Below are 23,175 nucleotides of genomic sequence, written 5' to 3'. Positions count from 1 at the left end.
TAGTTAAATGAGTAAAAAAGTTTCCATATTTTGGTTTAGAAGAGATTTACGATTAGAAGATAACATAGGACTATACCATGCGCTTCAAGGTGAATACCCTGTACTGCCCATTTTTATATTTGACAAAGAGATTCTTGAAAATTTACCTAAAGATGATGCCCGTGTGAGTTTTATTTTTGAGCAATTGGAAAGCATGAGAAATACGCTCCAAGAAGAGGTTGAAAGTTCTTTGGCTATCTATCATGGAACACCACAAGAGATTTTTAAAAGTCTTATAAAAGATTATGAAGTACAGGCCGTATATACCAACCATGATTATGAACCTTATGCTACGGAAAGAGACGCAAAAATTCAGGACTATTTAAAAGAAAATAAAGTTGAATTTCATTCCTATAAAGATCAAGTAATTTTTGAAAAGGGCGATGTTTTAAAAGACGATGGAGATCCTTATGTAGTCTATACGCCATACAAAAACAAATGGAAGTCTATTTTTAATGCAACCAAAGATTTGCAAACCTATAACACTAAAAAATATTTTAAAAATTTTATTGCGCACAGTAGACTCCCAAATTTGAGTTTGTCTGATATGGGGTTTGAAACCTCCAAAATAAAAGTTCCTAACTATACTGCAAGTGCCAAAGTTATTCAGAATTATGAGGATACCCGTAATTACCCGGCTATTGAAAATGGCACGTCGCACTTAGGACCGCATTTGCGCTTTGGTACCGTTTCTATTCGTGAAATAACCAAACGCGCTATCTCTGAAAAAAATGAAGTATTTTGGAGTGAGCTTATTTGGCGCGACTTTTTTATGCAAATATTGTGGCATTTTCCACACACTACAAAAAACGCCTTCAGGCCAAAATATGACCGAATTGAATGGCGTAATAATGAAGCAGAGTTTGAAAAATGGAAAAAAGGAGAAACAGGTTATGCACTAGTAGATGCAGGCATGCGCGAACTCAATACAACTGGGTATATGCATAATAGAGTGCGTATGCTGGTCGCTAGTTTTTTATGCAAACACTTGTTAATAGATTGGCGTTGGGGAGAAGCTTATTTTGCAGAAAAGCTTTTAGATTTTGATTTGAGTGCCAATGTGGGTAACTGGCAATGGGCTGCAGGTAGTGGTGTTGATGCTGCTCCCTACTTCCGGATTTTTAATCCCATGACACAGATTGATAAATTTGATAAGCAAAAAGAATATATTAACAAATGGGTAACGGATTTACAGGAGCTTACTTATCCTGAGAAAATGGTGGATCATAAGATGGCAAGAGAACGTTGTTTAAAAACCTATAAAGAGGCGCTATCTTAATTTTATCGTCCTGATGTTAAAATTAAATAGCCAATTGCAAATTACCATATCTTTAGTCTTGAATTCTTGATTAAAAAGATTCATAAATCTTATGGATAAAATCCCATCGTTTGGCAGTCGCCTTAGAAGAAACATCGTAACAGTACCAGAAATTATCGATCAATGCTCAGGAATTAGTGTTTTTGGCCAGGTGTTAAAATCGTTCTTATTTAGTACAGACGTGGCAATTATCAGAAATACCAATGCAAATGCAATCATAGCGGTGTACCCATTTACACCCCAACCTGTAATTTCTAATGCTCTTATTTTAGCAGCAGATAAGCCTATTTTCTGTGGTGTTGGTGGCGGACTCACCACAGGAATTCGTTCCTTGGAGTTAGCCATACATGCAGAATTTCAAGGTGCAATGGGAGTTGTGCTCAACAAACCCACTCCCAATAGTTTAATTGCAGAGTTAAAAGAAAAAATAGATATTCCTGTGACGATAACTATCGTATCTGATAAAGATGATATTCGTGGGAGAATTAAAGCAGGCGTAGATATATTCAACGTTTCTGGGGCTGGCAAGACTACAGATATCATTAAGAGAATAAAAGATATTAATCCGGATGTTGCTATTTTAGCTACTGGAGGAAAATCAGAAGACACCATCCTCGAAGCTATAGAAGCAGGTGCGAATGCTATATCTTACACCCCGCCTTCTACGGGAGAATTATTCAAAGAAATTATGACCCGATATAGAGACGAATAAGATGATTGAAATAAAAGAAATTACCGCAGAAGAAACGTATCCACTTCGGCATGAGGTCATGTATCCTAACCATCCTTTTGACTATATAAAATTACCAAAAGACCAAGAAGGAAAGCACTTTGCTGTAGTGCATGATGGAAAAAATGTGACGGTAGTTTCGTTATTTTTTGAAGATAGTATAGCCCAATTTCGCAAACTGGCTACACTAGAATCTGAGCAAGGCAAAGGCCATGCTTCTAAACTTCTAGATTTTATAATTGCTTATGCAAAGCAAAAAAAAGCTAAAAAATTGTGGTGCAATGCAAGAGCTAATAAGACCCGTTATTACAAAAAATTTGGATTAAGAGAAACCGACAAGACCTATACGGAAGCAGGCATTGATTTTATTATTTTAGAAATGGACTTAATTTAAAAATTCCCATTTAAAAAAATAATTAGGGATCTAAAAAGCGACAACATTACCTCCATAATACGCTACTCTCCCGTACATTTAATAGCAAATTAGAATTCGTTGCTCTTACTTGTATTAAATGAGCACCTTCCTTCATGTTTTCTGGAATAGCCATACGCCACAAATGTTTACTATTTTTAACTGTCTCTGGAAATGCACTAATAGGCTGACCTTTATAACGGCCTAAAACTTGGAGTTTGTACAATCGTTTTAATTCTGGTGCAACTCCTTCATGTTTATCCATTGACAACCATTGGTTATCCCCAAAATTAATTTCTACTTCAGTATTTTCATCTGCCGCAAAAACATTAGCATAGACAAAAGGCTCGTTCAATTCATTTAATGATTTATCCCACTCATTAACTTCAGGCACCCATATATTTATTTGCTTGGTTGCGGGTGCTCCTGAAACTTTATATTGAAGTTCACGTTTATTTCCTTCCACATTCATAAACCAATACCCTTTAGGCGTACCATCATGCATAATAGAAAATGGGATACCTCTCAAATCATGTGATCCTTGCCACCACGAACCACAAACTGCTCCACAAACCAATTCATGTATTGCAGTTTTCTGTAATGCTCTGTTATAATAATTATGATATTGGGTATGTGTATGACCCGCAGTAATAAAAACATCATCAAAAGGACGCAGTAGCTTTAGTAAAGCATCCTTATTACTAACTTCATCAAAAGGAATATGCATAGCAATATTGATTGCTTTGTACTTATCATTCTTTAAAGCGATAAGGTTTTTTATAAATTCTAACTGATCACTATCGATTTGTGCTTTGTACTTCCCTTCAGGTAAAGGGCTGATATTATTTAAAACCAAAAATAAATTATCTCCATATTCAAAAGCATAATATGAAGGCCCAAATTTAGCTTCAAAACTAGCATCTCTATCACTCAAAGTTGTGGCTTCAAAATTCAAATCATGGTTGCCAATTACATAAAAAACAGGACAACCGACTAAACCTAAAACAGCCGCTAGTGGATCAAATATTTCAAGGTTATCAAAAGATAAATCTCCTAACGGCATTATAAAATCTGGTCTATTATAAACCAATTCTTCTGTTACCAATTTTCCAACATGGTGCACATCATCTATAACATCTACTTGTACATCTCCTAAAAGTGCTACTTTGGTTTTTTTATTCTCTGTATGCGCATATAATGCAAAGTCATAATCCTTAATGTTCTCTTTTAAAGGATGAAAATACGACTGTACAATATTCAATTCATTTAGTTCTGAAATATAGCCTGACGGTTTTATTACAAACACTAAATTACCTGGAATAGCGTTAATAGTATACGCTCCATTAAAATCAGAAACAACAATATCTTTTCCGTTACTTATCAAAATATTGGGAAGTCCTTTTTCAGTTCCATTAAAAGTCCCATTCTTATTCTCGTCTAAAAAAACAGTTCCACTTATTTTCTGACCGAAAGAATACATAACTAGAAGAAAAAATAATGGTATTAATCGTTTTTTCATGACAATTCTTTTATTTATTTAAGGCATTAATAATTTTTGAAAACAATGCGGTATTCTCATAGACTCCTTGGAATTTTCCTGAACCTGGACCATAAGCAAAAATGGGAACCATAACTCCGGTATGATCATGTGATGCAAAATCAGCTTCAATTTTATTGGTATTCATATCTCCGTCAAGTAAACTCAACCCAGATGTTTCATGGTCTGCTGTAATTACCACTAAGGTTTCTCCATCACGATCTGCAAACTTTATAGCTTCCGTAATAGCGGTATCAAAATCAATTGCTTCAGAAATGAGTCCTACAATATCATTATAATGGCCAAAACTATCTATTTGAGCTCCTTCTACTAGTAAGAAAAATGGGGTGTCATCTTTTGATAAAAAAGAAATTCCTTCTTTGGTTGTTTCTGCGAGTAGATTCCCTCTTCCGTTGCTCATTGAAGGCACTCCATTTTCCGAGAGAAAAAAGCCAACTTTTGCCACTTTCTGATTACTTAACTCATTCAATTGATTAATTATAGAAAAATTTGAAGCTATTGGTAACGTATTGAAAGTAGATTTTCCACCACCAGCGAAAAAGTTTAATGGACTAGAAATTAGGTCTTTTGCAATAGCCAAGGTCTCTGACCTATCTATTTGGTGGGCATAAAAAGAAGACGGAGTAGCACCTGTAATTTCATCAGTAGTAATTATTCCCGTTTTATATCCTTTTTTAGAAAGAATTTCTATGATATTAGGGATTGGTTTACCCTTACTATCTGTACCTATTGCTCTATTGTTTGTTTTTTCTCCCGTGGCCATAGCAGTAGCACCTGCTGCAGAGTCCGTCGTAAAATCATCAGCAGCTTGCGTTTTCACAAAGCCCATACTTTTTAATTGTGTTAAGGTAAGTTCCCCTTTATTCGCTAAAGCAGCCGCTGAAATTTGTGATAAACCCGTGCCATCACCAATCATCAAAATAATATTTTTTATAGGCTTATCTCTATTGTCTGATTTGAAATTTGGACTATAAACCTCTGAAAAAATAGTAGCTTTATGAATCCGAGAATCTAGACTGCGAACATATTTAGAACACTCATAAATAGCATCGGTATTGATCACATCTACCCCTAGATCTACAAAGGTGCGCCATGCCGTTTTTGAATCTGGTGTTGCCCAAAACCTAAAAGTCTTTCCTAAACTCTTTGCTTGCGCTACCACATTTGTTACCTTTTCTAAATCTTCATGGGTAAGCCTTCCTTTACCATTCCAGTGAGAATACTGCTTAAAACTTGTACTTACCATAGCTACTTTTTTCCAATTCTCATCACTTAAATTATGTGTGATTTTTTGATGATCAAAAAATAAAAATTCCGGATAGTTTCTATAGTTTTCAGCTTCTGGCCTATTTCCAGAAATAACAATCTTCACCTCAGGATGTTCTATTATTTTGGGATACTTTTTTAAACTCTCAATAATTGCATCCAAAGTTGCTACTGCATCAGACTTTACATCTATCATCAACATCAGTTGCTGTACTGTACCAATTTTATTTTCGATAGCTGTATTTAAAGGTTCTAAATATAATTTTTCAAGAGTACGTTCAGCATCTATTTCTGCTTCTGTGTGTGCTACGTTTAAAGATTTATCGTTTAAATAAACATCAACCTCTATACTATTTAATCCATTTGAAAAGGCAGTCCAAAAAGGTACACTTTGTTCGTAGTCATTATGAGAATGAATTAAAACAGCATTTTTTTCTTGTCCGTAGGAAGCTATTGTTATAAAGAAAACAACGATCCAAACGATTCTTTTTAATAAAAACATAAAATCTAAAAATTAAGAAAAGGTGCAACCAGTGAGTATGCACCTTTTCAAATTAAAATATATAAAAAGTGTTGCTTTTACCAACCTTGATTTGGAGCTATTCCTGAAGATTGAATTACCGTAGCAGGAATTGGCCATACCTGCATATAAGAAGGGTCAAAATTTCTTGCCGGCCATATCACTTCCGATGTATACGGAGAATCTGGATTAGATCTATCCGAATAAATTCTTCCATAAATAGGCTTACTATAAGCTTCTTCTGCGTCTCCCCAACGTACTAAGTCAAAATGTCTATTCGCAAATTCACCTGCTAACTCCACACGGCGTTCATGCTTCAGATCTTCCAATGTAGCATTACTTTTTGGAGCCAAACCTGCTCTTTCTCGTACCAAATTTAAAGGCACATCTCCATTCTTACCATCTGCAATAAGTGCTTCAGCCTTCATTAATAAAACCTCAGCATAGCGCATCAGTGGCACATTATAAACGGTAGATGGATTATCACCGTTTGTATTTAAATAAGTCCCAACAGGATTTTCAAATTGAAACTCATACATGTATTTATTAAATTGAAAACCTGAATTTGAATTTTCTGATTGATATCTCTTTTCCTCTCCGAAATAGGTAAAATCGTCTCCAAAATTTAAAATAGTAACCCCTCTTCTAACATCATCATCTTCAAATTCATTATACAATCCTTCGGAAGGCGTATAATACCCCCAACCATTGTACTTTCCCCAACCTTTGTTTTCTAGCATAACACCCGTTAAGATGCTACCTCCATCTACGCCTGAATCTACAGACCAAATATATTCGCTCCCCCAATTGTTCAAATGACTATGCAGTTCGCGGAAATCCTTTTCTGGATGATCTGTATCTATTAAAGCTCTCCCTGAACCTGAATTAGCCACAGCATCTGCAAATTTAACGACCTCTGCATACCTACTGTTATCATATTGTGCCCAGTATAAATTGGTTTTAGCTATGTAAGCTAGCGCTGCATCTTTATGAGGTCGACCATAATCATCTGCACTATAGGAAGTAAAAACAGGTAAAAGATCTACTGCCATTTTTAAATCATCTTCTATCTGTTGGTAGTTTTCTATTACACTTGCAGGTCTTGTATAGCTACCTGCATCATCATTCATATTAAGTTCTGTAACGATTGGAACACCCCCATTAGGTCCGTTATCCCCATACGTATGTGCTACCCAGAAATAACTAAACGCACGCATAAAATAAGCTTCCCCCAAATACTGATTTTTTAAAGTCTCGCTAATTTCCATATTTGGAACATTTAAAATCACATCATTAGCTCTTCTAATTACCTTATAACTGTTTGGATAGCATGTAGAAGTATAACTCCCTTCTCCTCCCGTAATATTAAAATCTTTAATATTGTCTGCAGCTGCTTTTATGCGCCCGGTAACCATATCGTCGGATGCATTGATGTACCAAAAGAACCCTCTTGAAAACATTTCTTGGTCGCTCATGTAATCGTACATACTATTTACTGCTTCTTGTGCATCTTGCTCTGTCTTCCAGAAATTTGCATATGAAGTACTTCCTAAAGGAGAAACTTCTGTGAAATCTTCAGAACAAGAATTAGCTAAACCAAGACCTGCAATAGCTATCGTAAATATGAATAATTCTTTAAATCTATTTTTCATTTTTGTCGTTTTTTTATTAAAGAGATAGTGATAAACCAGCAGTGATTGTTCTAGAAAGAGGATATTTGGCAACATCTAATCCCTTACCTCCTACTTCTGGATCTAATCCTGAATACTTCGTAATTGTAAAAATGTTTTCTGCGGATAAGTAGATGCGTAAAGAAGAACCTTTTGCTATTGTATTCATTATACTAGCGTCTAAAGTGTACCCTAGCGTGATGTTTTTCATTCTCAAATAAGAAGCATCTTCTAAATAGTAACTAGACGTTGTTCCAAAATTCTTATTGTCATCTTTTGTAGAAATTCTTGGTATATCAGAATCTGTGTTTGATGGAGACCAAGCTCCTAAGACACGATTGTCTAAATTATACCCTGTTAACGAAGCATTGTAGGTGGTAAACTTATATCCATTGAATACATCTACACCAGCAACACCTTGGAAGAGCATATTAATATCAAAATTTTTGTAGTTTAAGTTTAAACCAAAATTATACGTAACATCTGGTTGATAGCTATCATAAAAAACTTTATCCTCATCGTCTATCTTGCCATCATCATTACTGTCTGCAAATTTGAAATCTCCGGGTACCGCATTTGGCTGAATCAAAGTGCCCTCTTTTGTATGTGCATCAATCTCTGCTTGATTTTGAAATATTCCCAATTGTGGAACTAAATACATGGAATATAATGATCTTCCTACTTCGGAACGGAATGGTCTTAATACTTGACGAACATCATCATCATGTGCAATAAAATTGATTCCGCTTTTATTATAGCCCTCTAAGTTTATCAACTCATTGTCTAAGATGCTAGCATTTGCATTTATCGTAAAGTTTACATCGCCAAGAGCATCGGAATAGCTTGCTGCAATTTCATACCCTGAATTTTGTACTTCTCCACCATTTACATCTGCAGCACTAGTTCCTTGATTCAAATCTTCTAAACCCGGTAAAATCATTCCTTTTGTGGTTTTTTGGAAGTAATCAAAAGTTAAGCTCAAGCTGTTATTAAACAAAGATGCATCCATACCTAAATCTATAGACTCAGAAATTTCCCAGTTTAAATTAGGATTAGATTGCTTCCCTACATAAGCCCCTTTATAATCTTGGGCTGCGTTTTCTCCTAAAATAACCGTTGTACTATTTAAGGGTACATCAAAAGAATAATATCCTACAGAATTAATATTCCCTATTTGCCCCCAAGAAGCTCTAAACTTTAAATCATTTACCGCTGGAACATTGAAGAAAGACTCATCACTCAAACGCCAACCTAAAGTAGCTGAAGGAAAATTATCTACTTGGTTGTTTACCGCTAAACGCGAAGTTCTGTCTCTACGGATAGCTCCTGAGATAAAGTATCTATTTTTAAAATTATACATTACTCTACCAATAGCAGAAGTAAGTGCATCTTCATAAACTCCAGTTCCAGGATTACGAATAACAGACGCATTTGATAGGTATTGATTAAACGGTTCTTCATTGCTAAACCCTTCCCCTTGTACAGCTAAAGACTCATAATCTGTATGCTGGGCAGAATAAATGGCTGTAATATCAAGGTTATGATTTCCAAAAGATTGTTTGTAGGCTATTTGATTGTCCCATACCCAACGGTTTGTAGTGGATGTATTCTGATTTAGGTAGTTATTTGGATTAGACCTGCCCAATTCAGGAACACTAGGCTGAAACCTTTTAGAGTCTGATTGTGTATAGCTATACGCATAACTGGTTTTAAAAGATAAACCGTTTACTATTTTATATTTGGCATACACATTGGCATTAATAAAATTGGTTGGTGCTGTCACTGTTGGACGTATCAATAAAGCTAAAGGATTATAAACATCTCCATAAGCCCCTGCAAATTGCGAAAGATTCTCTGGAGCAACTCCTGCAAAACTACCATCCTCATAATAGATAGGTGCCGATGAAGGCATATAAATTGCATTGATAATGGTACCAGAATATGGGTTGTCTGTATTTGTACCTAACGCTTCTGTTCTAGAGAAATATACATTTTCTCCAATATTTATTTTATCAGATAAATCCATGTCTGATTTCACTCTAAAATTAAAACGCTCTGAACTGGTCCCTTCAAGCAAACCTTCTCTCTTAGTATATCCAAAAGAAGTTAAATAATTCATTTTCTCCGTAGCGCCACTTAAGTTAATGTTGGTGTTTACTATTTTGGCTGGTCTAAAAATTGCATCTATCCAATTCGTACGATTTACCTGTCCGTAAGGATTTTGTAATGCATCGTGAGCAGATTGTCTTGGAGAACCTCCATTATCTGCTGCTAGATTGTAAGTTGCCGATTGTTCTTGCGCTGTTAAAGGTGTCGGTAAATTTGTAGCTTCTTGAATTCCACTATAAAAATCTACAGCGATTCTTGGCTTCCCAATTTTTCCTTTTTTAGTCTGAATTACGATGACTCCTGATGCTGCTTGTGCGCCATAAATTGCTGCTGCAGCCGCATCTTTTAGAATAGATACCGAAGCAATATCATTAGGATTAATCGCCGGACCGTAATATGGAACACCATCTACAACCGTTAAGGGTTGTTCACTAGCGAAAGAGCCCAAGCCTCTTATTACTATACTTCCACTTTGTGATGGATCACCACCCTGTTGCAGTACGGTAACCCCTGCAACATTACCCTGTAAGAAATCCGTTAAACTAGCTACTGGCCTAGAAGCAATACTTTCTACATTACTTACAGTAGAAATTGCGGATGTTAAATCTCCTTTCTTAGAAGAACCATAGCCAATTAACACTACTTCTTCTAGCGCACTTGTTTCCTCATCTAAAGAAACAGTTAGCATTTGACTCCCACTATAAGCTACTTCCTTAGTAGCGTAGCCGATAGAAGAAAATACTAATATTCCGTTTTCTTCTTGTAAATTAATACTAAAAATTACCATCAAAATCAGTTGCCGTTCCACTAATTTTCTGGTCCTTTACAGTGACAGAAACGCCCGGAGCCGGCATACCATCTAAGCTTGAAACAACATTTCCCTTTACGGAGATTTGCGCATTGGTCATACTAATTACTCCAAATGCGAGCAACAACAATAAGTACATTTTTTTCATTTAAATATCTATTTTGGTTTGTGTCAAATGTATTTTAAGCGATGCCCTTGAGGGGGTACTATTGTTTCGAAAAGGAGGATAAAACATTCAAATTAGGGGGTTAAAAACAAGAAATAAGCGCACTTTTGTTTCACTAACAATTTGCTAACATTGCCATAATCTTGACAATACAATACGTTATACTAATTGTTCTTTAAATTCTTTGGGACTCACGCCATAATACTTTTTAAAAGAACGGCCAAAATATTTGGGATCGTTATATCCACATTCAAAGCTAATTTCAGATACATTAAATTTTTTAGTTTTCAGTAATGCTTCTGCCTTTTGTAATCGCAAAGAAGTAATAACATCAGATGGAGATTGCCCTAGTAATTCTTTAAAGATTCGGTAGCATTTTACTCGTGATATACCCAACTGCTCTACTAACATTTCTACATTAAAAGAAGCGTTAGAAAGTTCCTTTTTGATAATGGTTAAACTGTTTTTGAGTAGCTTATCATTCGGAGAATCTAAATCGGCATCGTCCGAAAGAATCTGAAAGATCTCTTGCTGTAATTTATGTGTTGTAGATTCTTCTTGCTTCCCTATTAAACTAGCTATTTTCTTTATAATAAACCGTTCACTAGCCGGTAATTGTATAACTACATCAATGCCAAATTCTACAGACTGTTCTTGCAATTCGTAATTAATATCTTCCGAAATATACACCATAGGTATCTCTCTCTTTCTAGAAGGGTTATTTACTAGCCCTTTTAAGTAGTGCACTAATTCTTTTGAAAATGTAGCTTGGTAAAATACAATAGCATCTATGGTCATCTGATGTACTGCAGAAACAAAATTATCCACATTATTTTCAAAGAAAAGTTGATAGTTTACATTTTCTAGAATTTGGTTTGCTACACTAAAATTTTTAGCATCACCAAACACCAAAAGAAGCTTTTTACCAGGTTGTACTTCTTTTTGTTGGTCTAAATACTTCCACGTAACATTCTCTATTTGTTTTTTATCAGTATCAATACTTTCAACTGGAATTTGAAGGGCAAGGGAAAACTCATCGTTAACATCTTCTTTAAAAGTACCTTTTAAATCATTTAAAATAATCTTAACAGCCTTAAAATAAGGACTATAATGTGAAATACTATACCAATTATTACTTAATACACTACTATTGGAATGTATACAAATTTCTAAGAGACTATTTCTAGTTCTAACAATGATGTTAATTGTACTTGAAGTATCAGCATACTTTGCCATGTCATTAAACAAGTACTGCAATAGTAAGCGCAAGCGCAATACATCTACTGCAACCCAACACAAAGAACTATCAAATTCGGTATTAAGATTAACTTTATTCGTTTGTAAATTATTTTTGAGTTTTTCTATACTACCTCTTAAAAGATCGGCGAGATTAACCGCTGTGGTTTTAGTACTTCCAATATCTTTTACATGATCTAGGTAGTTCCATTCTGATACTAAGTTTACCAATTTCCCTGCTTCCCTCAGCAAATCATGCTGAATATTAGTATTCCCTTTTAACGCATTAGATAATGTTATAATTTTAGAAATAGGATTTTGAAACTCAGACAAAACAAAAGTTTTAAACTTTTCTATCTCAAAAGCTTCATTTTTTAAATTGTTATGAACGGTAAGTAACTTTTCTTTCTGAAGTACAATCTCTTTATTCTTATCATCAAGTAAGGTGTTTATGGCTATTAAATCTTTCTTTTGATTTTCTATAACCTGTGTTCTAGCACTTATTTGATTTTCTAGTTTTTTCTGCTGCGCCAATGCTGTTTTACTCTTAAAATAAATAATTAAAAAGGCGCTAATCAATAGTATAAAAAGGAGAAGTACATAGAAATATATTGTTTCATAAAAAGCTTTCTTAATTTTTAAGTTAAAGGAAAGCGTCTCCACTTTTTCATCACTGCCTTCTTTTACGTGAAAAGTATACTCTCCTGAAGAAAGGTTAGCATACTTTATGGTATGGTCTCTTGATACTAAATTCCAACTCTCATCTTTTCCTGAAAGTTTATAGTAAATTTCAGCATCGCTCGTATTAGGGAATTTAATGGGAATAATATTAATTTCTAAGCTATTATCCCTAAACTTCCTTTCCATATTTTTTTTATAATTTTCATCACCATCTACTACAACCTTGATCTTTGCGGCCACCGTTCTATTTAATATCGTATTCGGGTTAAAATAATTTAATCCGTTAACCCCTCCAAAGAACATAAGCCCTTTGTTATCTTGATAATAAGCACCTTCTGAGAATTCTGGAGCTTGCCAACCTTCCTTTGGGTTAAAAGCCTTTACTTCAAAGCTATTGGTGTCTATTACTGCAATTCCTTTAGTAGTGCTTGCCCAAATCTGTTCTTTATTTTTTAGGAGTCCGTACACCATATGACTCGGCAGTCCATCTTCTTCGGTAATATTTTTAATTGCTTTAGTAGCCTTGTTGTAAACACTAATTCCGCCTAGCGAAGCAATCCAATAGTTTGGAGTTAATTCATCTTTATAAATAGCATATATACTGTTTCCAAGAATACCATCATCTTTGGTAATATTTTCTACTGTTCCTGTTGTGGTGTTAAAAAACAACACTCCATTTTCTTCTGTACCAATACTAATTTCAGCACCATTTTTAGTGACGCTTCTAATATTAAACGCATCAAATTGTTTCTGGCCTTTAAACTTTTCAAATAGGTTTTTTTGTACATTGAATTTTGCCAAACCACCCCAACAAGCTATCCATAATTGCTTTTCTGTATCTTCAAACATGGAATAACTGCGGTTATTAGGGAGTTCGGGAATTAGATCCGCATCATAAGTGGTATAGCCATCACCCTTTATACGCAATATTCCAGCATAGGTACCCACCCAAATACTACCGTCACTAGCGGTATATAAATTACGTATCCGTTCCCAATCACTATTTTGCGTAGCTTCTTTTACTTTAAACTTTAGGTAGCATTTTGTTGTATTGTCATAATAATAAATTCCCTTGGTATAATACCCCAGCCATATATTAGAGGTATAATCTTTTGTGATCGCGCGAATGGTTTCATTAGGCAAATGTGGATAATTTACTGGATGCGGAATTACGGAATTAATCTTCTCTGACCCCGTATATGCCATACTCAAACCTCCATCTTTTTGCGCAAGCCATACATTACCAAAAAGATCTTGATGCAATTTTTCTATTTCGTTGCTATTAAAACTATAGGGAGTATACACATCATATGTATAATGGTCTATTCTTTTATTATCAATATTATTTATATCATTGGGAAGAATAAAAAGTCCGTCTCTACGCGTTGCAAACCATATATTACCAACATTGTCTTTTAAAATATCATTTATAATTAAGCCTGGGTACTCATTTAGCAGTATTTGTTTTAAGTTCTCGTAATTCTCCTTCTCCGGAGGCGTATATGCAGCTACAACAAATTTTCCGTTTTCAAATTTGTAGGCTGTTTTAGCTACAAAAACGAATAAAGTACCATCTACAGCTAGTTTTATTTGTTGTGGTGCTATATTAAATTTAAAATTTTCAAAAGTAGAATTCCCTATGTACCTACTTACATGCCCTTCTTTAGTTATCAACCAAAGGGTACCATACTTATCTTTTTCAAGGTTTATGATATAGTTTCCTGGTATGGTCCCTTCTTCATTAATCCCATGTTTGTAGTATGTGATAGTATGTCCATCAAAATAATTCAACCCATCAAGGGTAGCAATCCAAAGACCACCATTTTCGTCATTCTCAACATCAATTACAGAGTTATTAGAAAGGCCATCATCTGTAGTAAAATTTTCAAATTTTATTTGTTGCGCTAAAAGCTTTGTAAAAGAGAAAAGTAAAAAAAGGAAGCAAAAAAAACGATTCATTTTAGTTGTTTAAACCTACAATGATAAGAATACACCATTACTCCAATATGAACGCTAGGTTAACTTAATAAAAATAATCCATTACATTAAGGATTGTAACACCCGTAGCCTTAATTATATATTTTTTGGGTAACTTAGGTGTCAAAATTCTTTTAATGAAAAAACTATTCTTCTTCGTGGTATTGTTTGTTGTTACCATAAGCAACGCTCAGAAATTTGACTTCACAATTGATCATACAACATTAATTGTAACGGATTTAAAAACTACGGGAGACTTCTATCAAAAAGTTATCGGCCTTAAAGAGATTGATCATCCTACCAAAGATCCTGGTTTCCGATGGTTTTCTATTCAAGGAAATACACAATTGCATTTAATTTATAAGGAAGATGTAGTTATGAAAAAACACAAGTCTAGTCACATATGCCTATCCACATCAAAGCTAGACGCATTTATAAAAAACTTAGAAGAAAATAAGATTTCTTATGAGGATTGGCCAGGTACTAAAAGTGCAATTACTTTACGTGCAGATGGCGTTCAACAGATCTACATAACAGATCCAGAAGGTTATTGGATAGAAATAAACGATGCAAAACATTAAGTATCATGGCTAAAATAAAATCTGTTTTCCCGCTAGGCTTCCCTTGGCAAACGGAAGATCCTTTTTTATTCTGTGTATATCATGCAGATCATTATCCTGAAGGCAACGCCCAAATGGGGCCTAAAGCATCTTTAGAAGGCAGAACCTTAGGAAATGATTTTACACTAAAAGATGGTTGGCGCATGTATCATGGAAAAACGGTTCCTGGTTTTCCTGCACATCCACACCGTGGTTTTGAAACTATAACTATTGTGAACAAGGGGTTTTGTGACCATTCTGATTCTTTAGGAACTGCGGGTCGTTTTGGGATGGGAGATGTACAATGGATGACAGCAGGTAGTGGCGTACAACATTCAGAAATGTTTCCGCTACTCAATACAGGCAAAGAAAATCCGCTAGAAATGTTTCAAATCTGGCTTAATTTACCGCAAAAAAACAAGTTTGTAGCACCTCATTTTTCGATGCTCTGGCATGAAGAACTACCCATAGTTAGAACAGAAACGAGTACTGTAAAAGTAATTGCAGGAAACTATAATACTCAAGAAGCTTTAGCTCCTGCACCAAATTCTTGGGCTGCAGCTATAGCTAATGACGTTGCTATTTGGAATATTCATGTAGATGCAGGCAGTACCTATACTTTACCAAAGGCAAAAAGCGATGTATCTAGAATTTTGTATTTTTATGAGGGTGACACAATAGAAATTGAAGGGCGAACAATTACTCCTAATCATGGGATTAGTATTGATGCTTTAGAATCACTTGAAATACTAGTACGCGGAAAAAATGCACATTTTCTTATGTTACAAGGAAAACCTATTGATGAACCCGTTGCTAAATATGGCCCTTTTGTTATGAATTCTGACGAAGAAATCCAACAAGCCATGGAAGAATACCAACGAACGCAATTTGGTGGATGGCCTTGGCCAGATGCGGCTAATGTTCATGACAAAACCAAAGGTAGATTTGCTAAATATCCGGATGGAAGTATTATAGAAAAATAGTTTATGAGTTTTTTAAAATCTTTATTTCATAAAAAGGAAGCCGTTACTTCAGAAACAGCAGAAGGTACATACCAAGAATTTTGGACATGGTTTCAAAGGCACGAAAAAGAATTTTATAAGGCAATTAAAAAAGGTGATGCTATTGAAAAGAATTTTTTTGATGTTTTAGGTCCAAAATTAAATGAAGTAAAAGAAAATACTTTCTGGTATTTAACGGGCATGACTGATGATAATACGGCGGAATTAATTTTAACAGCCGACGGAAATTTAAGAAATATTCCGTTTGTAGAAGACCTCGTCGCAGCAGCACCAGTTATTGAAAAATGGAAAATTACGGCATTAAAGCAACCCAGTACCTCTAGTACTTTTGGAATTAAAATGAATGGGTATACATTTAGTGAAGAGACCATGAGTTTCTATGCAGACGAAAATCCTGAAATGCCAGATCAAATAGAAATTACCATCCTCCATCAGGAATATACTAATGAAAATGAATCGGAAATTTCGCATGGCGCTTACCTACTTTTAGATAATTATTTAGGAGAGTTAAATTGCGTAACCACAATAGATCATATAAATTTTAAGAATACAAAAGACGCTGAAAAAGAAATTATCCCATTAGAAAAATTAAAAGATTTTTTAATATGGCGAGAAAAAGAATTTATTGAAAAATATGAAGGTATACGTCACAATACCCTAAAAGATAACTACTCAAGCTTTAATGGCACCTTAAAAAATGGACTCCCTATTATAGCCACCATAAATACTGATATTTTAGAGTGGAATGCCAAGGCTTCCCATCCATGGGTAGCCATTGCTATTTTTAAGTTTGATGGAGACAGCCATAATGGAATGCCTAATGATAAAATGTATGATTTATTAAATACGCTAGAAGATGCTATCATGTTAGAATTAAAAGATTCTGACGGCTATATCAATATCGGCAGAGAAACGGCAAATGCTACGAGAGAAATTTATTTCTCTTGTTATGATTTTAGAAAACCAGCTAAATTATTTGACCGAATACAGAAAGAAAATAAAGAAAAAATTAGCTTCGATTTTGAGATATATAAAGATAAATATTGGCAAACCTATAATAAGTATCTTTAGCCTAAAATATCAAAACAGAAAAAGAAAAAGAAAATGAAAAAAGAAATGGATCAAATGATGTGTTTAGATATTTATCTGTCATCATTAACAGAAGAAGAAAACAAAAAGGTTGCACCCCGAATAAAACCGGCAAAAAAAGGAGCTATGGCACCACTACTAAGTTGGGATATGCACATTAATAACTTCTACAACCTATCCTTACAATCTAAAAAAGAAACTGCAGTAAGAGAATTTGAAAAAATTGCAAAAAAATTACATTGGAAAAATGACATTTCAGCACTTTTTGAAAATCAAGAATTTGAAGCACTTGTTATTACCGATTTAAAAAAGAAAATAGTCTGGGTGAGCGATGGTTTTTCTGATATGACTGGGTACTCTAAAAAATTCGCAATAAACCAAACACCAGCCTTCCTGCAAGGCAAAGAAACCACTCCAGCAGTAAAGTCTAACATCAATACAAAGTTAAAAACAAATAAACCGTTTACTGAAATTATTACCAACTACCGCAAAGACAAATCTCCATATAAATGTGAAATAAAAATTATCCCTTTATATACCGCAGAAACTACACATTACTTGGCTCTAGAACGGCAGGTAGTATAAGTTCTCTTTTATTAAAGCTTTTCAGAATAATTTAAAAAAATAGTTATAGCTATAATTTGGAATACCTGTTCCAAAAACACCTACGTTTGTTTTGTGAGTAAGAGACAACAAATTATTGAGGCAACCTTAAAACTTCTAATAGAAAAGGGAGTTCATAATACCCCTGTTTCTGCCATTGCAAAAGAGGCGGGTACAGGAATGGGAACGATCTACAATTACTTTCCTGACAAGGATGCTTTAATCAATGAAATTTACGTTGATATAAAAAATAAGGAAGAAAATACGTTTCTTGCCTTAAGTACGGAGCAGCCCATAAAAACTCAATTTGAAGTGTATTATACTGCTTTAATCGACTTTTTTATTAAAAATCCCAGCTATTTTAACTTTATGGAGCAATTACAAGCCTCTCCTATTATTACAATAGGAAGTAGAAATGCAGGATATAAAGCTGTATTACCCGTTACTGATTTATTACAAAAAGGAAAAGAAAAACGTATAATAAAGCCTATTGAAACCGATGAACTTCTACAATTTATTGGTGGTTCTGTATTTTCTTATTTAAGATGGTATTTTAAGCAAGCGAATACCAACGCTAGCACCAACTCTAACCAGCTACAAATGGTTTGGGATGCCATAAAAACATAACAAATTCAGTGCTAAAATTGGAATGATTATTCAGTCTAAACTAGAAATAAAGAAAACGTATGAATAACAGGAATTTCTACAGGATTAGGATTAGGATTAGAAACATGTCTTATTACCAGAAATGGCTATAAAGTATATGCCACGATGCGTAATTTACCAAAACTTAACACCTTAAAAGAAGTCATTTAACAGAAGGATAAGACATAGAAATACTGTCTTTAAACGTCACAAATAACCAATCGTTAACTGTTGCTGTAGCATTCACTTTAAAAAAAGAAGGTCACCTAGATATTTTAATAAACAATGCAGGTGCGGGTTTCTATAAGACAACAGAACAAGCATAAGAAAAAGAAATTAAATGGGTAAACGATAATAATTACCTAGGGCTAATCTGGTGTACAAAAGCAATACTTCCTTACCTAAGAAAACAACGGTCGGGCCAACTAATTAGTAGCTCAAACAAAAAGCACTTTTTTATAATTAAAATACATAAGAGAACGTTTTTTGTATTCCCCAAAATAACTTGAAAATCCTAGAATTTTTGGAGTGACATCTTTTACATTCCTATTTTTCAGTATATTCGGTACAACCGACCTTAAAGTATATACCATGAAAATATTTTCAAAACTGTCTCCACTCCTATTCTTGTGCATTTTCCTACTAAATTGTACTGAAGCAGAAAAAAAAATAAAAAGCACTTCTTCTGATAAAAAACAAAAAATAGCATTGGTTACCAACAAAGGAACGATGATCCTTGAACTCTACAATGAGACTCCGCTGCATCGTGATAATTTCATAAATTTAGTAAATAATAAAGCGTATGACAGTGTACTTTTTCATCGGGTCATCCAAAATTTCATGATCCAAGCAGGTGATCCTGAAAGTAAAAATGCACAAACAAAAGACACCTTAGGGGAAGGCGATGTTCCTTACCGTGTAAAAGCCGAGTTTGTACCTAGCCTTTTTCATAAGAAGGGTGTATTAGCTGCTGCTCGTGATGACAACCCAGAGCGTGCCTCTAGCGGCATGCAATTCTACATTGCTCAAGGTAAAATTTATAATGATAGTCTTTTAAGCATAGCCGAAACTAGGATTAATGGCTGGTTGGCAGCCTATGAAATAAAAAAAGATAATAAAAACAGCTATCTTTTAGATTCCCTACAACAGGCCATGGACAACGGAAACAAAACGCACTATGCCCTTTTTAAAGATAGTATAGCTGCTTGGGCAGAACATACAGAGAACTTTACTAAATATAAGATTCCGGCGACACAACGCGAAGTCTATAAAACGCTTGGTGGCGTACCCCATTTAGATCAGAATTATACCGTCTTCGGAGAAGTCGTGGAAGGTTTGGAAATTATAGACTCCATTGCTGCTACGCCTACAGGTACATTTGACAGACCGGTAGAAGATGTAAGGATTATATCTATCCGTTTGATTGATTGATTAAACTATTTTTTTATATAAACCATTACAAATTACACTTATAGTACATTGATTAGTTCTAATAAATTTCAAACTAATAGCTCATTAATCGTTAAGGAATATGTTAATAAGATAGTATTTATATATCCACTGCGGTTTACCGCAGTATAAATTCATTTTTTCCTAATAAATTTGATGAAATGCCATTGCGACAAAAATATTAAAAATGAAATTAGAGAAAATATTAGATAAATTAGGGTCTATTGAAAAAAACTCGTTCATAAAAATAATTGATAATATTATTTCAAAGAACCCAAAAAATTCGAAAGAAATAGAAAAAATTTTAAGTTCCTCTGATAAGGGGCTTATGTAGGCTTCCCTAAAAATAGGACAGTTTATAATTCGAATTTACTAACTTTAAATTCAAACTGTCACAATGAAAAACAGCAAATTTAGCGAGAGCCAGATTATTAAAGCTCTTAAGGAAAATGAACAAGGAAGATCCGTAGGTGATTTATCTAGAGAATTAGGAATTGACAAAAGCACCTTCTACTATTGGAGAAAGAAGTACGGCGGTATGGAACAACAGCAGCTTAAACGTTTAAAAGAACTTGAAGAAGAGAACAATAAACTTAAACAGATGTATGCTGATGTGAGTCTTGATAATAAGATGCTTAAAGACGTATTGTCAAAAAAGTTCTAAAGCCTTCCGACAAGAGAGTTCGTGTAAAGTATCTCATCAAAAGGTTTGTAATTCCTATCATCCGTGCCTGTAATATTGTAGGACTGAGTAGATCGATGTGGTATTACCAAAGTAAGAAAGATGATAGTGAGGTTATTGATAAGCTAACAGCGTTAGCGGAATCATACCCAACTAGAGGTTTTGATGAATATTATTATAAGATCCGTCGTGAAGGCTTAAAATGGAACAGAAAACGAGTGTTACGTGTGTACCGTGAGATGAAACTCAGTCTGCGCCGTAAACATAAAAAACGTTTGGTTAAACGTATAAAACAACCTTTAGAAACACCTTTAACATTAAATGAGTGTTGGAGTATGGATTTTATGAGCGATGCCCTTACTGATGGTAGAAAGCTCAGAGTGTTTAATGTTATAGACGACTGTAATCGGGAAGCTCTAGCAATAGACGCAGGACTTTCTTATCCAGCAAGAGCTGTTGTAGAAACTCTTGAATGCCTAAAAGAGGAAATAGGAATACCCAAATATGTAAGATGTGATAATGGCCCGGAGTTTATCTCTAAGACTTTTATGAACTGGTGTAAAAAGAACTTTATAGAAATTAAATATACCCAACCGGGAAAGCCAATGCAAAATGGATATATAGAACGATTTAACCGTTTCTTTAGGGAGGATATATTAGATGCCTATTATTTCAATGACATTTATCAACTTCAAAAAATAAGCGACAACTGGAGAGAAGACTATAATTTTAATCACCCGCATAAATCTTTAGGTAATATATCACCTAAAGAATTCATGCCCAGATTTGATGAAGAATTTAAATTCTTCATCAAATCTGGGCTAAATAATAATTATTTATCGAAATTAGAGGTGTCCTAAGAAGGGGAAGTCTACACTTAAATCTGTTGACAATCAAAATGTGTCAAACATTTTTCATTTAACCTCATTCGAATTTACGGAACACTTAAAATGTGAATTCCAAGAAGCAAACTCCCAATTAGACATTCTAATTGATATAATTATTAGGGATGGAAATTGCATCATGAAACAAGATTGGTTCTCTAGGTTATATGAAACCGAAATTAAAAAATTGAAAACCAAAATTAAAAACTTAAATACAGAATTAGAGAATGATAAGTCCGAATTAAGCCTGTCAAGAAAAAGAGATTATAAAATTTATAAAAGCTGTTTATCAACTGCTTACCATAATGACATTACTAACAACCGAGAAGCAAAAATAACATCAGACGAATTATCAATAATTCTAACCTTATCAAAACAACTTGGTTTATCTCAAGAAGATGTAAAATTAATTAACTATTCAATTTTACCAATTAAAAAATTAGATGTTTTAGAGGTCATCAATGATTTAAAAAATCTAGGTGTAATTTTCTTTTCAAAAAAAGAAAACTCAATCTATATTGCTGATGAAATGGTTAGATTATTAAGAGCCGTTAGAGGAAAAGAAATTGCTGAAAAATTTTATAGACGAACACTAAAATTATTAAGAGAACCAATAGTTAATCAAATTTCAAAGAATTACAATATTGATAGAAAATTGAATAATTTTCAAAAAATTGAAGAGATTATTAAGGAAGGTATATCTTTTTCAAGTTTACTTTCAAATGATATATACAAAGAAGGAATAACCCTCACTGAAAAGAAAAAAAATCTTAATGAATTATGCGAAAAAGGCCTTAATATTCAAAATTTAAAAGGGAGTACTTTAGATGATAAGATTAATAGCTTAATTCAACATTTTGATAATGTTGAAAGAGATGAAAAAGTTGGAATCTCTCTGGATGGCTTTGATAAGATGCTTACCGAATTAAATCAAACTTTCCCTATACTTAATAAGGAGTTAAAAGAACAGTTCGAATTACAAGATGAATACGTTTTAAATGCAAATTTCTTATTAGATTACAACATAAAACCAAGGGATATTTTAGATTTAATTAGTAAAACGGATTTATCAAAATTTATAAAAATTAATGGAATTAAACAAAGAGGTGATGATATTCTCAACATTCTTGATCATTATAAAGACGTTGAAAATTTATATCTTGAAAATTATGAAAACGTTGGCTTTAGGAATCTAAATATATTGAAGGAAAACGGAATATCAATCAAAGAAAGTGAATTAGGTTTAAAATTTGAAGAACTCACAAAAGTAATATTTGCAGGCCTAGGTTTTGATGTTGACGATAAGTTTAAAAACCAATTGAATACCCAAAAAGATATGATGGATATTCTTCTAAATCTAGGAAACAGTGAAATTATAATTATTGAATGTAAAACTATAAAAGAAAAGGGTTACAATAAATTTAGTGCTGTTTCAAGACAGCTAAAATCCTATCAAAATTTAGCCTTAAAAAATGATTTAAGGATTGTCAAAATATTATTAGTTGCTCCAGATTTTAGTGATGATTTTGTTTATGATTGCGAAATGGACACCGAAATGAATTTATCTCTATTAACGGCAACGACATTATCTAAAATATTTGAATCCTTTAAAGCTTCAAAGTTTAAAGAATTTCCACATGTATTATTTAGAGATATCGTAATTAATGAAGATAGAATTCTAAAGGCGCTAAGTAAATAAAAGGGTTTATACC

At 33.8% G+C, this 23,175-nt stretch carries 18 protein-coding genes; 12 read left to right on the top strand and 6 right to left on the bottom strand.

Annotation, left to right across the window (positions count from 1 at the left end):
• Nucleotides 1-7: 7 nt before the first annotated feature.
• From GQR94_RS17310 to GQR94_RS17300, 3 genes are all read left to right on the top strand, one after another.
• Nucleotides 8-1,318, top strand: a complete 1,311-nt coding sequence (locus GQR94_RS17310; RefSeq protein WP_158977474.1) for a deoxyribodipyrimidine photo-lyase — start codon at nucleotides 8-10, stop codon at nucleotides 1,316-1,318.
• A gap of 91 nt (nucleotides 1,319-1,409) precedes the next feature.
• Entirely contained in the window at nucleotides 1,410-2,069 is a 660-nt protein-coding gene (locus tag GQR94_RS17305; RefSeq protein WP_158977471.1) for a hydrolase, read from the top strand.
• Nucleotide 2,070: 1 nt separating this feature from the next.
• Nucleotides 2,071-2,481 (top strand): GNAT family N-acetyltransferase, encoded by a 411-nt coding sequence (locus tag GQR94_RS17300; RefSeq protein WP_158977468.1) that lies wholly within the window; start codon nucleotides 2,071-2,073, stop codon nucleotides 2,479-2,481.
• A 46-nt stretch (nucleotides 2,482-2,527) separates the two neighbouring features.
• On the opposite strand, the gene GQR94_RS17295 is transcribed toward GQR94_RS17300, so the two are convergent.
• From GQR94_RS17295 to GQR94_RS17275, 6 genes are all read right to left on the bottom strand, one after another.
• On the bottom strand, nucleotides 2,528-4,018 hold the full coding sequence (locus GQR94_RS17295; RefSeq protein ID WP_158977466.1) for a calcineurin-like phosphoesterase family protein: 1,491 nt from the start codon (nucleotides 4,016-4,018) through the stop codon (nucleotides 2,528-2,530).
• Nucleotides 4,019-4,028: 10 nt separating this feature from the next.
• Nucleotides 4,029-5,825 carry an alkaline phosphatase gene (locus GQR94_RS17290; protein ID WP_158977463.1) on the bottom strand — a complete coding sequence of 599 codons (1,797 nt, stop codon included), beginning with the start codon at nucleotides 5,823-5,825 and terminating at the stop codon, nucleotides 4,029-4,031.
• Between the two features lie 77 nt (nucleotides 5,826-5,902).
• Nucleotides 5,903-7,495, bottom strand: a complete 1,593-nt coding sequence (locus GQR94_RS17285) for a RagB/SusD family nutrient uptake outer membrane protein (protein WP_158977460.1) — start codon at nucleotides 7,493-7,495, stop codon at nucleotides 5,903-5,905.
• Between the two features lie 16 nt (nucleotides 7,496-7,511).
• Entirely contained in the window at nucleotides 7,512-10,409 is a 2,898-nt protein-coding gene (locus tag GQR94_RS17280) for a TonB-dependent receptor (protein ID WP_233268685.1), read from the bottom strand.
• Entirely contained in the window at nucleotides 10,396-10,578 is a 183-nt protein-coding gene (locus GQR94_RS22720) for a carboxypeptidase-like regulatory domain-containing protein (protein WP_233268409.1), read from the bottom strand. Before GQR94_RS22720 ends, GQR94_RS17280 begins: the two co-directional genes overlap by 14 nt.
• Before the next feature lie 177 nt (nucleotides 10,579-10,755).
• Complete coding sequence (locus GQR94_RS17275) at nucleotides 10,756-14,472, bottom strand: two-component regulator propeller domain-containing protein (RefSeq protein WP_158977457.1); 3,717 nt, start codon at nucleotides 14,470-14,472, stop codon at nucleotides 10,756-10,758.
• 155 nt (nucleotides 14,473-14,627) lie between these two features.
• Between GQR94_RS17275 and GQR94_RS17270 the strand changes: the two genes are divergently transcribed.
• From GQR94_RS17270 to GQR94_RS22495, 9 genes are all read left to right on the top strand, one after another.
• Nucleotides 14,628-15,071: a VOC family protein gene (locus tag GQR94_RS17270; protein ID WP_158977454.1), complete on the top strand. Its 444-nt coding sequence runs from the start codon at nucleotides 14,628-14,630 to the stop codon at nucleotides 15,069-15,071.
• Nucleotides 15,072-15,076: 5 nt separating this feature from the next.
• A complete protein-coding gene (locus tag GQR94_RS17265; protein WP_158977451.1) occupies nucleotides 15,077-16,072 on the top strand; it encodes a pirin family protein in 996 nt (331 codons plus the stop codon).
• A gap of 3 nt (nucleotides 16,073-16,075) precedes the next feature.
• Nucleotides 16,076-17,182, top strand: a complete 1,107-nt coding sequence (locus GQR94_RS17260; protein WP_158977448.1) for a DUF695 domain-containing protein — start codon at nucleotides 16,076-16,078, stop codon at nucleotides 17,180-17,182.
• Nucleotides 17,183-17,215: 33 nt separating this feature from the next.
• A complete protein-coding gene (locus GQR94_RS17255; protein ID WP_158977445.1) occupies nucleotides 17,216-17,785 on the top strand; it encodes a PAS domain-containing protein in 570 nt (189 codons plus the stop codon).
• A 93-nt stretch (nucleotides 17,786-17,878) separates the two neighbouring features.
• Nucleotides 17,879-18,430: a TetR/AcrR family transcriptional regulator gene (locus GQR94_RS22845; protein ID WP_158977442.1), complete on the top strand. Its 552-nt coding sequence runs from the start codon at nucleotides 17,879-17,881 to the stop codon at nucleotides 18,428-18,430.
• Between the two features lie 609 nt (nucleotides 18,431-19,039).
• Complete coding sequence (locus GQR94_RS17245) at nucleotides 19,040-19,879, top strand: peptidylprolyl isomerase (protein ID WP_158977439.1); 840 nt, start codon at nucleotides 19,040-19,042, stop codon at nucleotides 19,877-19,879.
• A gap of 415 nt (nucleotides 19,880-20,294) precedes the next feature.
• Nucleotides 20,295-20,561: a transposase gene (locus GQR94_RS22500; RefSeq protein ID WP_034669045.1), complete on the top strand. Its 267-nt coding sequence runs from the start codon at nucleotides 20,295-20,297 to the stop codon at nucleotides 20,559-20,561.
• A complete protein-coding gene (locus GQR94_RS17240) occupies nucleotides 20,543-21,439 on the top strand; it encodes an IS3 family transposase (protein WP_199271582.1) in 897 nt (298 codons plus the stop codon). The genes GQR94_RS22500 and GQR94_RS17240 overlap by 19 nt, the downstream gene beginning before the upstream one ends.
• A 163-nt stretch (nucleotides 21,440-21,602) precedes the next feature.
• Nucleotides 21,603-23,162 (top strand): hypothetical protein, encoded by a 1,560-nt coding sequence (locus tag GQR94_RS22495; protein ID WP_233268406.1) that lies wholly within the window; start codon nucleotides 21,603-21,605, stop codon nucleotides 23,160-23,162.
• Nucleotides 23,163-23,175: the final 13 nt, after the last annotated feature.

This window comes from Cellulophaga sp. L1A9 (genome assembly GCF_009797025.1).
Lineage (GTDB): Bacteria > Bacteroidota > Bacteroidia > Flavobacteriales > Flavobacteriaceae > Cellulophaga.
This window is presented reverse-complemented; position numbering and strand designations above follow the sequence as displayed.

Coding starts and splice junctions, on each gene's coding strand:
- GQR94_RS17290 (WP_158977463.1), bottom strand. CDS start 5,825: ATGTTTTTATTAAAAAGAATCGTTTGGATCGTTGTTTTCTTTATAACA.
- GQR94_RS17245 (WP_158977439.1), top strand. CDS start 19,040: ATGAAAATATTTTCAAAACTGTCTCCACTCCTATTCTTGTGCATTTTC.
- GQR94_RS17270 (WP_158977454.1), top strand. CDS start 14,628: ATGAAAAAACTATTCTTCTTCGTGGTATTGTTTGTTGTTACCATAAGC.
- GQR94_RS22500 (WP_034669045.1), top strand. CDS start 20,295: ATGAAAAACAGCAAATTTAGCGAGAGCCAGATTATTAAAGCTCTTAAG.
- GQR94_RS17275 (WP_158977457.1), bottom strand. CDS start 14,472: ATGAATCGTTTTTTTTGCTTCCTTTTTTTACTTTTCTCTTTTACAAAG.
- GQR94_RS17265 (WP_158977451.1), top strand. CDS start 15,077: ATGGCTAAAATAAAATCTGTTTTCCCGCTAGGCTTCCCTTGGCAAACG.
- GQR94_RS17255 (WP_158977445.1), top strand. CDS start 17,216: ATGAAAAAAGAAATGGATCAAATGATGTGTTTAGATATTTATCTGTCA.
- GQR94_RS17295 (WP_158977466.1), bottom strand. CDS start 4,018: ATGAAAAAACGATTAATACCATTATTTTTTCTTCTAGTTATGTATTCT.
- GQR94_RS17305 (WP_158977471.1), top strand. CDS start 1,410: ATGGATAAAATCCCATCGTTTGGCAGTCGCCTTAGAAGAAACATCGTA.
- GQR94_RS17300 (WP_158977468.1), top strand. CDS start 2,071: ATGATTGAAATAAAAGAAATTACCGCAGAAGAAACGTATCCACTTCGG.
- GQR94_RS17285 (WP_158977460.1), bottom strand. CDS start 7,495: ATGAAAAATAGATTTAAAGAATTATTCATATTTACGATAGCTATTGCA.
- GQR94_RS17310 (WP_158977474.1), top strand. CDS start 8: ATGAGTAAAAAAGTTTCCATATTTTGGTTTAGAAGAGATTTACGATTA.
- GQR94_RS17260 (WP_158977448.1), top strand. CDS start 16,076: ATGAGTTTTTTAAAATCTTTATTTCATAAAAAGGAAGCCGTTACTTCA.
- GQR94_RS22495 (WP_233268406.1), top strand. CDS start 21,603: ATGAAACAAGATTGGTTCTCTAGGTTATATGAAACCGAAATTAAAAAA.
- GQR94_RS17280 (WP_233268685.1), bottom strand. CDS start 10,409: ATGGTAATTTTTAGTATTAATTTACAAGAAGAAAACGGAATATTAGTA.
- GQR94_RS22720 (WP_233268409.1), bottom strand. CDS start 10,578: ATGAAAAAAATGTACTTATTGTTGTTGCTCGCATTTGGAGTAATTAGT.